9 protein-coding genes are annotated in these 12,423 nt (G+C 52.8%); 5 read left to right on the top strand and 4 right to left on the bottom strand.

What is annotated here, in order from left to right:
• The coding region (locus tag Q4Q11_RS28070) for a DUF4238 domain-containing protein (protein WP_498571525.1) at positions 1-1,388 on the top strand (1,388 nt) is incomplete at its 5' end.
• 58 nt (positions 1,389-1,446) lie between these two features.
• Here the strand turns inward: Q4Q11_RS28070 and Q4Q11_RS28065 are convergent.
• Complete coding sequence (locus Q4Q11_RS28065) at positions 1,447-2,163, bottom strand: hypothetical protein (RefSeq protein WP_498571524.1); 717 nt, start codon at positions 2,161-2,163, stop codon at positions 1,447-1,449.
• A complete protein-coding gene (locus Q4Q11_RS28060) occupies positions 2,150-2,788 on the bottom strand; it encodes a hypothetical protein (RefSeq protein ID WP_498571523.1) in 639 nt (212 codons plus the stop codon). The genes Q4Q11_RS28065 and Q4Q11_RS28060 overlap by 14 nt, the downstream gene beginning before the upstream one ends.
• A 200-nt stretch (positions 2,789-2,988) precedes the next feature.
• Here Q4Q11_RS28060 and Q4Q11_RS28055 point away from each other — a divergent pair, with 200 nt between their 5' ends.
• Both Q4Q11_RS28055 and Q4Q11_RS28050 read left to right on the top strand, forming a co-directional pair.
• Positions 2,989-4,866 carry an ATP-dependent nuclease gene (locus tag Q4Q11_RS28055; protein ID WP_498571522.1) on the top strand — a complete coding sequence of 626 codons (1,878 nt, stop codon included), beginning with the start codon at positions 2,989-2,991 and terminating at the stop codon, positions 4,864-4,866.
• Between the two features lie 9 nt (positions 4,867-4,875).
• Positions 4,876-6,009 (top strand): restriction endonuclease, encoded by a 1,134-nt coding sequence (locus Q4Q11_RS28050; protein WP_498571521.1) that lies wholly within the window; start codon positions 4,876-4,878, stop codon positions 6,007-6,009.
• Positions 6,010-6,047: 38 nt separating this feature from the next.
• On the opposite strand, the gene Q4Q11_RS28045 is transcribed toward Q4Q11_RS28050, so the two are convergent.
• Together Q4Q11_RS28045 and Q4Q11_RS28040 are read right to left on the bottom strand one after the other, a co-directional pair.
• A complete protein-coding gene (locus Q4Q11_RS28045; protein ID WP_498571520.1) occupies positions 6,048-6,863 on the bottom strand; it encodes a metallophosphoesterase in 816 nt (271 codons plus the stop codon).
• A 577-nt stretch (positions 6,864-7,440) separates the two neighbouring features.
• Positions 7,441-9,405, bottom strand: coding sequence for an AAA family ATPase (locus Q4Q11_RS28040; RefSeq protein ID WP_498571519.1), 1,965 nt, complete (start codon positions 9,403-9,405; stop codon positions 7,441-7,443).
• A gap of 905 nt (positions 9,406-10,310) precedes the next feature.
• Between Q4Q11_RS28040 and Q4Q11_RS28035 the strand changes: the two genes are divergently transcribed.
• A complete protein-coding gene (locus Q4Q11_RS28035; RefSeq protein WP_498571518.1) occupies positions 10,311-10,886 on the top strand; it encodes a helix-turn-helix domain-containing protein in 576 nt (191 codons plus the stop codon).
• Between the two features lie 450 nt (positions 10,887-11,336).
• The gene (locus Q4Q11_RS28030) at positions 11,337-12,374 is read left to right on the top strand and encodes a transposase family protein (RefSeq protein ID WP_498571517.1); all 1,038 of its coding nucleotides are present in this window, start codon (positions 11,337-11,339) and stop codon (positions 12,372-12,374) included.
• Positions 12,375-12,423 lie beyond the last annotated feature (49 nt).

The following is a 12,423-nucleotide window of genomic DNA, read 5'->3' as shown; positions in this document are numbered from 1 at the left end:
CAGCACTAATGCTGGTTCTAATGCCAGAACATCGCCTAACTGGCTCGTTCAGCAAAATCCGTTCACCGGACGCTCACCTTTTTCCGAGCTGGGCGGTAAAAGCCTGCATGTCGAAAAAGAGCGAATATCAGCACAACCACTACGTACCGGAATGGTACCAGAAGCGCTTCTTATTGCCGGGACAATCTAAATATTGGTACCTCGACCTAGCTCCGGAACGGATCACCCAGAATGGCAGGTCATGGACACGTAATGACCGAATGCATTGGGGGCCGGTGAATTGCTTCGCCCAAGATGATCTCTACACGACCAGTTGGGGCAACATTCCAAACCGCGATATTGAAAAGTTCTTTTTCGGAAAATTAGACAACGACGCCAAATCTGCCGTCGAGCATTTTTCAAACTTCGACCTCAGTGATGATAGCCATGACGCTTTCAATGCCCTCTTACCTTACCTGAGTGCGCAGAAGCTTCGAACTCCAAAGGGTCTTCGTCATCTCGAAATATTATACGGCAGCAGTAGCCGAAACTTTACGCTGCGGCTTCTACAGCAAGTGCACCAAATCTACTGTGCTATCTGGACTGAGTGCGTATGGCAGATCGCTGACGCTTCCGACGCCTCCGTCAAATTTATCGTTTCCGACCACCCCGTGACGGTCTACAACCGCGAGTGTTTTCCACTCTCCCAATACTGCAAGGGCTTCAACGACCCAGACGTCAGGATGGTTGGAACTCACACCTTTTATCCGCTCTCATTGGATAAAGTCCTAATCCTGACCAACCTCTCCTGGGTGCGCGATCCATATCAAAACGCGCTGAAATTTCGGCCAAATCCAAAGTTTTTCCGTTCGACCATCTTCAACCTTCTCGAAATTCAGACGGAGCGAAAATTATCCGACGAAGAGGTCATAGAGATAAATTACATCACCAAGAGACGCGCCCACCGCTATATCGCGGCCGCCGAGAAAGAGTGGCTGTATCCGGAACGGCATCTTCGTTCCGACGACTGGCGACGGCTCGGAGATGGCTATTTGTTCATGCCAGACCCACGCCATATCCATGGTGGTGGCGAAGTAACAATCGGCTATGAGGGTGGTCATAGCGAAGCCTATAGCGAATATGGGCATCGACCCTGGCAGAAAGATTTCAAGGACCCTGATCGCGAACGTCGCGAGTGGAGCGCAATGGGTCGTTTCAAGGCTGAGTGGGCCGCGATGATGGGACCGGACTATCGGGGTCAGGTTCACCAGATGGGTAGAACTAATCGAGGCCGCCAGTCTCAAGACTATTATGAGCGAGAAGTCGCCAAAGATTTAGAAAACCGCAAACGTCCCGGCGAAGCTAAAAGACGCGCTAAATTGAGGCGTCCGCCACGCTCCAAAGATTGAATTCATAAAGGGAATATAAAAGGGCAACGCACTTGCCTGTTGGCTGCCAATAGGCAGTTCAGTTGGATTTCAACTGCCGTTCGAGGGCCTCGATCTGATTCGGGTTAGTCGGGTCGGCGACTGACAAGCCCACGACTTTCTTGGTTCCGGTTGGCGTGGAGACAGTGTCAAGAGCTACCGTCCAGAATGAAGGGATAGACGAGCAATTCTCGGGCGCAGAAGTCGCTTTAAAGATGTTACCCGCATCCACTTTGAACAGATTTTTGACATCGTCGGCACTGATATCCTTGCCGATCACGAGACCCTTATTCTGTTCAGATTGCTTCTTGGCGGCGAGAACATAGGTCGTCGGCACGTCTTCGCATTTCACCAGCTGCTTATAGGGACTGCCCGTAGCGTCCAACGCAGTGACAACGAACTCTCCATTATCTTGAAGTGTCCAGGAAGATATGCTGCTGAGGAGCGGTGTCTTTGGTGTTCCCGGCAGAGAACTGCAGTTTTCGGAAGTCTCGACCACATCTTCCGTTCCCAGATCCTTTGCAGGTTCCGGGTTTTGGCATGGGTGAAATTTAATCCTTGTTTCACCGCTAATGCTGTAAAAGTAGCCCAACGACGTGGGCGGGCTCTTCATTACAGCGTATTTTATTGTTCCAACGAACGCGACGATGGACTGGGCGTCGATTTTGACTTTCTTCGGGTCGGATTGCTGAGCCGCCACCTGAAAAGCTGGCGAAGCAAGAACCAAACATGCGAACACCATCTTAGCTGTTTTCATGCCGAATATCCCTAATCGGAAGCAAGCGCCCGTCCTCATGACGCTGTCCAATAACAAGACCTTCCGTTCCATCGCCGACAATGCATAGGGCGTAAGTCACTGATGCCGTCGAAATTATGTGACGGAAGTCATTTCTAGCCACGCAGTTTTCGTATGTCATTCGCTGTCGAACGCCGAGGCTCAATTCCCAAGACTCTGGCAGCTGGTTAAAAAACACCCTGGCCGTGTCACCTTTCCAGAGTTCTTTTGTCGCTCGCTCCGCACTCCACTGCGCACAGTGGTAGATGAGCAAGAATACCAGAAAGCAGGATACCAAGGCGGCAATAGTTAAATTTAGCTTCGGTTCAAATTTCTTGACTACCCACTCTCGCGGCTTCTTCGCCCATTTTGTTTGCAGGATGGTGTATGCCGCTACCAGAGCGAATACTACCGACACAAACGGAACACTGTAAAATACTTCATACGAATATGTCAGAACAAGCTGAACAGAAAGATCGACCTCATGAATGTTTACAGAATAACTCGAAAGATATGCGGATAAATATATGATTCCCCCAAAATATCCGATGGACAGGGGGATAATTATTAGTACGACTTCGGAAAGCTTCTCCGCTAATTTGTCCATATACCCCTCGCAATCAGACAACGATACTACAACGAGAGACCACAAAACAGGGGGCACCCGATCTGCCTTTAGTTGGCAACCCCCAAACCATCAGCGCTTGAAAAGGCTACAAATGCAATGACTCCCGTGTGCAAAACGTACGCTTTTCAACGGAAACGCGAAGTTGTACGTAAACATATCGCGCAATAAGGGGACTGGCAGTGAATGCAACGATCCAAGGAAATGCACAGAATTGGCCACTTAGATTCAAAATAAAGTTGCTGGACCAGGCTGGCACCGATCAAGTTGTAGAGATTCTACCGGGGATCACGACGCTTGTTGGCCCGAATGGAAGCGGAAAGACTCGCGCTCTGCGCGCCATCAAGTCTGGGTTGGATTCAGAAAACCTGATTGCAAAACACGGCCGCAAAACCCACTTCTTAGCAGCCGGGAGGAGCAGTCCGCTTGAGACTTACCGTGCCTCGGTTTCAGGTCCACGTACCATTGATAATTCGGACGCAGCCGTAGGTCACTCTAGCTATAGGAGTCAATGGTGGGACATCGAAAGCGTCACGGCCAGCCTCATTGTGCTCGATAGCCGCGCAGACCTGCGCCTGAAGATTGAAGCTCGGCTTCAGCAACTGTTCGACCGGAGCGTAGAGCTATCATGGTCCCAACAGGGACTAAATTTGCGAATCTCGCCGGTATCCAGCGGTTCTTCATATACCGCCAACTATGAAGCCAGCGGCATCCTTCAGCTAGTTGCGCTTTTAGCTGCCATTCACAACGATGAGATCGGCTGTTTGATTATCGATGAGCCCGAAATTTCGCTACATCCCCAACATCAAGCCTTTCTTCTGGAGGAAATGCAAAGGGTCGCGGGAGACCCATCCGATCCTGCACGAAAGTTGATCGTAATTGCTACTCATTCAGCGTCGATGCTTCCTTTGCGTAGGATAAATGAACTCCCCAGCTTCATCTTCTTCAATTCAGTCCGCGAGCCGTCAGCTCAGGTCTCTGTCGGCGACGCCATCTTACTTCGAAAAAAGTTGGCAGCATTGATAGCCCGATTGAGCACTACGCATCGCATGGCAATGTTTGCTGAGCGCGTGTTGCTGGTTGAGGGGCCGAGCGATGAGATCATCGCGACCCAGCTTGCTCGTCGGCTCGATCTACGACTGCTTGCTCGCAATGCGCAGGTTCTTCCAGTGACAGGCAAAGGCGAATTTGGCGAAGCCGCGAAGCTATTTCGCCTGATGAACAAGCAGGTCACTGTGCTCGCTGATCTCGATGCTCTTGCAGATGATAACAGCCTCGTCCGCCATTTCAGCGATTTGCCAAACGCGTCGGCCGTCGCCGATCGATTGGGGCGTTCCAATTTGGCCGGTCTCGACCGCGATCTTCGGTCCGACTTGGTCGCTTTTATGACTAACCATCGATTATCCGTTGATGCCGCAGCAGATCAGTATTCTAACTGGTCTCGCACCGATGACCCTGCAGTGAACAAGCGGAGAGTGACGCTCGCTCGGCTCTTGGTTGATCCCGCCAGCTTTGGCGATTCAGCGGCTACGGATGCTGAACGCCTGCGCACTAAGTTTGAAGTTCTGCTGAAGGCGCTTTCCGAAGTTGGTTGCTTTTTCCTTCGCCGTGGCGCGATCGAAAACTACTACCAAGCGTCAGCGACGGATTATAGCAAGCCCGATTGCGCCGCTGACGAGGCGGCCGGTTTCGAGACACGCGGCAATGACGATCTCACGCGCAATTATGCGGATATCATTGCCGCTCTTTCACAGGTTGCGCCAAACCAGCGCGTCGACGACGATCAACTTCTGCGTCCGAAGTTGGGCGCGGTTTTGGCGGCAGCGTTCCTGGGTATGAAGCGCGATAGCTCTGACGAGCAGTTGAACGCAATTGCTAGAACGACCGTTGGGGCGGATGCCGAAGTCTTCAAACTATCTAACTGCTCAAAGGAGGAGGAGTTGCGCATTAAAGTCGATATTGTCTCGCCGCTTTTCCGGCGCGATAGCTTCCCGTTTGAGGTTGGCCGTGATGACAATCCGAACGTCGTCGTTCCCAGTAAACTTCCTGGCCTCAATTAAGCACACCTAATGGAAAGCGCGCAGTTCGATGCAAACCCGCAGATGGAGACCGGAGTGACGGACATATCGGATTTGGTGAAGGATTGGGGCGGTTTCGAAAAGTTGGTCGCTAGCCTGCACGACACCGGGCAAGTCACCGTCGAGCACAACGTTGTCCTACTGGGGCGCTCCGGAGCCCCCAGGCAAATCGACGTGCTTGTTCGGCATAAGGAAGGGCTCTACGAACATCTGATCGTAGTCGAATGCAAGTATTGGCGGAAGAACGTCGGGCGGCAGCAGGTCGACGCGTTAGCGGCCACTGTAAGCGAGGTCGGGGCCTCGCGAGGTGTTATCTTCTCCACGAGCGGCTTTCAGTCTGGCGCGATCGAGCAGGCGAAGCATGAAAACATCTCGCTCTTCAAGGTGCGCGACATAACAGACGAAGAGTGGGGAAAGCCAGGTAAGGTCGTCCATATCATTTTGCAGCTCATCCGGCTCTCGGCTGCTAACATAGCCATCGAGGTCGCACGCACGTGGATAAATAGCGGACGTCCCGAAGGTAAGCCGGTCAATTTGGCAATCACCCTCGATGGCTCTGGCGGCCAAAGTCGGACCCCTTTGATCAAGTCAAGCGATCAAAAGCGAGATACTTTGGAGGAACTGCTCGAAGACGCAATTTTGAAAGGTGCGCGAAAGGTGCTGGCGGAAGGGTTTACCATCAACGGCGGCGACGAATGCGAGCGATATATGATGGCAAATCTTGTCGTCAACTTCGATAAAAAGGCGCTTTTGTTTGCCGACGGGGTTTGGATCGAGATATCCGGGGCCAAGATGGAACTTGGTCTGAAGATCAACCAATCGCGGATCGTCGTCGACCGCTCGATGAACTACCTCTTCGCTTTGGCTGTCGAGAATTACGTCACTAGCAATATATCGATCGCATCAAGGGTGAAGTCGACCGGGTCGACGCTGATAGAAGATATCCAGCAGCCGGACGAAACCCCAAACGAAAGCACCGTCCAGAATGGCTCGGTTCTTCAGGTCTTCCTGAGGGATTATTTTGATTTCGCCGAGTTGAACGACAAGGAGCCCGTCAGCTTGGATCAGGTTCGTCGCTTCCGGGCTGCTGATGCCTCGAATTCGGGCCCCGCCACCAACCACTAAGCAATCCAGCCGCGCACCATCGCGTCAGGCTACCATTCTCATAGATCGATAACGAAGTTGGATCGAAATCCGCTAGTGTCACGCTCCCGCATCATACCTCGCGGATGGCAAACTACTCGGGTATCGCTAAACATGTAGTCGCGGAATTTGTGAATGTGCCCGTGAATCCAAAGCGACGGCCTACCACGTGTGATGAGATCGGAAAGATCGCTGCCAAATGCTGCGTTGCTGACTTGACCGAAGAAGGTGGGGTCCATGGATTGCATGAGCGGCGCGTGATGGGTCAAGACGATTGTGCGACCTTCGAACGGCTTCATCAGCTCGCTCTCAATGTAAGACCGGCTTTCGTTATGACGAGCAAGGATTTCTTGGACGGTGACCAAGCCGGTCTCGCCGGGTTTTCGTCGATCCGATCGGTAGATTTCTTGATAGTCCAGCATCAGGTACGGGACGAGGCCAAACGCCTTGCGTTGTCGTCTCCATGCGGGAACGTTCTCGTCGCCTCCCACCGAAACGGCGAAATCGGTCCACAGCGTAGCGCCGATAATGCGACAACCACCTACTTCTAACGTCTGGTTTTCCAATAAGTGGATACGTGTGTCCTCGATCTGGCGGCGAGCCTCTTCCAGCGCGAAATCAATGCTTGAGCCGAAGTAGTCGTGATTGCCGAGTACCAGCACGACCGGCATGTGTGGCTCAATCTCGCGCCGCAGATAGACGATGCTATCCGAAATGTTGTCAGCGATGTCACCAGCGCAAATGCAGACGTCAGCGTCTTGCGGAATGCGCACCGGCTCTCTCCACCGGGACTCCATCGGATGCCAATGAAGGTCGCTGATAATCCAAGCTCGCATCTAACGTTCCTTTCAATGGTGCGCGCGTTTACCGTCCGCCCGATGACAGCTCGCCGGACGGTGCAAATTTTGTTCTGGCGGGCTTTCGGGAGAAGCTTATGGCCTCAGATCGCTCGGGCCCGCTTTCGCCGCTCCGCGAGTACTTTTTCCATGCCGACGAAGAATTTCGTCGTGGCCTGTCTAACCCTCCACCGGGTACAGGTTGTTGCAGTCATCGCAGCGCGTGCGCCAGGACCCAGCCGCCTGGAATGATCGCCAATGCCCGCCGCAAGTCTGACAGCGCGCTCTTGCTTGATCGTTGGCGTGCCCCGTGATGGCCGAGACCAACCGTCTGACGGCTTCCGGCGCGTTAAGATGGTCGATGTTCGTGTCGACAACCAAGCCGCCATCCTCCACCGCGATACGAGTGACTTCGATTGACAACCTCGATCGAAGGCTCAGGTTGCATAATTCTGATAACGCGTGGCGGACGATATGATACCACCCGTCTCCGATAATCAGAGGCATATCCGCTGGCATCAGGCTGCCTGCCAGATGACGGAGTGTAAGTTCGCGCTCGAAATTCATGGCGTGGCACTCATCGCATTCGAGCTTTGTAGGCTCGACTTCGCCGGAACATCACCATGGTCCTCCAAGCGTTTAGATGTCCGGCGCGCGCCAACTCACTTGCCATCTCTCTGATGCCGTCCCTGTACAGCTCCGCGATCCGCTTCGCTTCCGAATAGCGTTCATGCAGCAGGGAATTCATTTGTGATTGCAGCATCGGATGGAGGTGAATGTCGGAAACCGCGATCCCATCGATCTGTAGGAGTGATCCGCCCAAACCGAACTTTGCGAGATAGTGAAATGCCAGGTTTGTTGCGATGTTTAAATCGCTGCCATCGACCCCGCCAGCGGACGTCGATCGCCTCGCGAGCAAAACCTCCTCAGCCGCCATCCCGGCCAGATAAATGGTGATATCCTTCAGCAGCTCTTCGTCTGCTCGCAGAAACTGCATCGGTGGCTCCATTGCTGTGTGCCCCCAATTGTTCGACCTGTCGGCCCGATCGAAGTTTTTTCGAATTTGAACATGATGGACGCGTCGGCCGACAACAATAGCAATGATGGCGTGGCCTGCTTCATGCACGGCAATGCGTTCAAGATGTTCCCGCGACAACTTCTCCACTTGGGGCAGGGGCGCTTCAAGATCTTCGAGCGTCAACTCCCTTTCCTCCTGCCTCGCGCTTTTCTTCCCGTCTCGAACCAACTGATTGAGATCAGATCGGGACCATTGGTCCAATCGTTGCGCCAATGCGCCAAGCCCCGGATGATCGGAAAGACACGGTGCCATATGCGCGAGCAGTTCCAGACGCTCGTCGGCATCTGGATGGCCAACGTAGATATGCTTCTCAAAACGGCCGCTTCGAATGAGGGCGGGGTCCAAGTTGTCAGGGTAATTTGTTGCCGCAATCACGAAAACGCCTTGCCGATCATTGCTGCCATCGACTGCTGCGAGGAATGCGTTGATGACTTGAGTCGAATAGTTTGAGTATCTGTGATTGAAGGTTCTGCGGTTTCCGAAGGAATCGACTTCGTCGATAAAGATGATACTTGGCGCATTATTGCGAGCCGCGCGGAAATCCTTGTACATCGCCTGCAGGAGGTCATCGAGTGCCCCCTTGGACTGCCAGACGCCCAGACTTGTCGAGATGAAATTCATCTTTGACGAATTTGCAAGAACGTGAGCAAACCTGGTCTTGCCGGAGCCCGGCGGCCCAATCAGCAGAACACCGGTATCGAGTTCTCCCCACGCAACTTCTCCATTCCGCCATCGCTCGATATCCTTCAAAAAGGATAGGCCCCATTGCCGGGCCTCGCCGAACCCTCGCACCTCATCAAACGTCAGAGAGCAAACATCCGATATAGACTTGGTTGTGATCGAGGCTTCCGTAAGTGCCATATGACGCCTGAGAGCTTCCTCGGCAGAATGCCCCTCTCGAAACACCGCGTTCACGACCTCAGCAGGCTGCTGCTTCAGATATTCGACAGCCTCTGATGTCAGAGGGCCGGTAGAATAGTGCAGCCGCAGAGACCGCAATGCGCGTTCATTAAAGAGGTCGAGTTCGATCTCGGAGGTGATTGCTACCTTCACTGTATCCGGCAGCTCGATGCCAATCCTTGCCAGAACAGTTACGTGCAACTTGGCAAGGCATTTCGCCAAGTCGAAATCCTTTGATAACTTCGTATCCTCGATGCAGAAAATCGAGTGAATGGAGTTGTCATCGCCCTGGAAGTGTCCGGTCCGAATGCCGAGCACATCCTCAGTGACCCGGTAGAAATCCGATGCCTCCAGGGGCTCGGGGATGCGAAGCACCGTGACCGTTGATGTTTTCGTTGGAGCGTTATGGATTAGCTTAAGGGCGCGAGTGACAGCTAAGAATGCCGCATACTTAAAAGGAGACTTTGCAACATACTCGGCGATCTGCTTCTTAGAAGGCCTAATTGGTAAACACAAATTGGTGCCCGGCATTTCATTATAGTCAATGGAAGCGTCCCCGATCATTGCGGTCGCCCCGTTTCAGAAGGCGTCCCCAACTTGTACCAGCGGGATAGCGTGCGAACGTATCGCTCATCATCCGTAACGAAGAAAATTTCGGACGAGCAAGCAAGATGGCCGTCGCGAATTGTCGGATGCCCAAAGAACTGTCCGGACACACACAGAACCCCACGTACGTCCAGGGCCCATTGTTCGACGCCAAAATATTCCGTCGGCGTAAAGCCGGGGCCGTTTCGTAGAACTTCTTCCAAATCGTGGACAAGCGAATGCAATCGCGGAAGCAGCTCGGCGAGCCGCTCGGCTGACGTTGATGACATTGACATATTTCCTTTTACGGGTGTGCTTGCGAAGTCAGGTGATTATGTGACTGTCGAAGTGAACAGATCGATCAGCGATCTCTGCGCGGCGGGTAAGGCCAAGCACCACAATGGGATCGCGGGTTTCATCGCTGTCTCTCATTGATTGAGATTCTGAGCAAATTCGTTTTGGAGCGGAGTATCGAGCCGACAAGGCTTGTTGCCGTTGATTTAGAAAAATTGGGACATGCGACCAAGGCGAATGTCTCCAATTATCGGATGCCCGTACAGACAACCAGTCATATATCGATCGCAGTTTCTTCGCCCGACCATACTGCGCGACGAATTCCTTTGGAATGAAGGTCCGACCGCCGTGCCGGATGGAGTCGAAGTCGCTCGTGAGTGGATGTAAGCGCGGCAGGTTTTCTTTGTACTGTCCGTCTACCCAAGATCGCATTGATTGCTCCAATGGTTTGGACCCGAAGCCTCGCGCTGCGAATCACCGGCGAGTGGCTCGCTTTCCAAGACGAATGTTGTGGTTCAGTGATTCCTTAAATAAGGCGATTCTGCACCGTTTGTCAACATTGGACACCGTTTGATATCAAGAAGCACTGAATGATGTTGAATGTTGACATTATTTTCATGGTCTCATTCAACGAGCGAATGTTTGATCAGTTTGCAGGGAATATTCTGCGTGCAGCGAGACTTATGATTGGCGTCAGCCAGTCGAAGTTTGCTGAAGACGTGGGTGTTGATCGGCAGACAATTGTCCGTCTGGAAACCAGACCAATTCATCGGCTCACACCTGAAGACCGGAAAGTGTCCGCATACCTGAGACGGAGAGGGCTTGAGGTCGTTCGCGCGTCATCGACACACGGTGCTGGAGTACGGTGGAGTGAGCCGGATCGCGACGAGGAGGCGGATGTCGACTGCCTTCGGGGTGCTCGCGGTTTACTGGAACTAAGTCAAACGGAGTTGGCGCAACTTCTTAAAATTGATCGGTCCATGATCTCGCGCCTGGAGAAAAAGTCAGTCGCAACTATAGCGTTCCCTGAGTTGAACCGAATGATCGAGTTTTTCGATACCCAGGGTGTCGAGATAACACCGGCGACCAAAGCGCATGGCGCGGGTGTGCGTTGGAAGTCCAAAGACTTTGGCCACAGCGAGCGGATTGTTGAAGTCGAAGAATAACTGCGGATCGAACTGTGGCAGGCTTGATTGGTTCGCCATTTATATGCTTTTGCGAGAACTCGGCCAGGTACGCGCCGAGGTGCCTGATCGTCACGGCGCGGAGGTACCCCGTCATTGCTAACGTGGAGAAGATGATCGCATTCTTCGACAGTGAAGGGATCGAGCTGCTCTCGCCGAGCAAGAGCTATGGCGCTGGTGTGAGACGGAAGAACGTTGATGCCCAGCGCAGCCTGCGACCCGCGAATAGTATTTAATAAGCAAAAAAAGCCGATGAGTTTTCGCCACTAAGAACAAAGCATCGATAACTTCCGGTCATGTTTGAGCCCAGGGTCCGACGTGACTGGCCGTCGATGTTATTCTGGCACTGTGCATCCATAAGAATATTGGGAAGGCTCCGCAAACTCAACTTTCGGTACCGACGTTGTCTCCATATGGAAGGTCTATGAAGCAATGGCTGCAAGCTCCAAACATCTTATCGACTTTGAACCGAGGGCTTTCGCTATTTCTGTCCAGCCGGTCCCAGGGGAAGGACTAGCAGATATCGTCTTTCGAGCGTGCGCCGAAAACGGTTTTCATGACCTTTGGATAATCAATCGGTTACTTGGAAAAAGAGACATAAAGCAAGGCTGGGGCCATTCGCGATTTGCTCGATCTAATATCGACGTGCGAGCACTCGCGCAAATCCTTGGAGTTCCTAACGGTGTCGCCGACATTGAACGCTTGATGTACCGCAAAGGAGCCCGAGGTGTGAGGTTTTTTGGAGTTGAGATCAGCGGTAACGAGCTTATTGCAGCCCGACGCGTTTCGCCCTTATCACTGCGGCAAAAACCTTATGCGAAGGCAATCTGGTCTATTCGTAGCCTGTCGTTCGATCCGCACACCATGGAACAGCTACTTGACCACTGTCCCGAGTGCGGCTCCCTTTTGCAATATAGATTTTCCATAGATGTCTTTAGGTGCCCATGTTGTCGAATTGCCGACTTCCGCGATTATCCTCAGCCCATAATTGAAGTTCCAGACCTGGAAAGCTTGGATTTTGTGACTTCACTGATCGATCCCGAAAATACGAGGGAGTATACGATTCGCGAAGGCTTGAGAAACTTCGGGAAGGGCGAACTATTCACCCTGGCGACGACGCTAGCGCGAGTGATCGACACCGAGAACTCAGAAGGAAGGAGGCGACCAAGCGCAACGGCGGCAAGTCTGAGTATCGCCGGTGGTGCGATTATGGGATGGCCAAGCAAGTTTGCAGAAGTCGTCGAGACCTACAGTTTCAACAAGAATCCAGACCGTAACCACACCATTGACAATAGCCTATACGGTGTGTCGCGCGAACTGAGAAAGGTGGTCCGAAAGGAACTTGCTACCGCGCTAAGCAACCGAACTAGACACTACGCCATCGGAACTGGCGAACGCGGAGCCTCAACCCAAGTTCAATTTTGGTCATCACCCACAATTATCGTAAGCGCGATTTTCCATGCGCATTGACGGCCTGACCGGTGAACCGCCCTCGCATCTGTAGCGATTATTCCGGCTC

Source organism: Rhizobium sp. UFLA01-1127 (genome assembly GCF_059803845.1).
The sequence above is the reverse complement of the archived record's forward strand: the minus strand, read 5'-3'. Positions and strand labels throughout refer to the sequence as shown.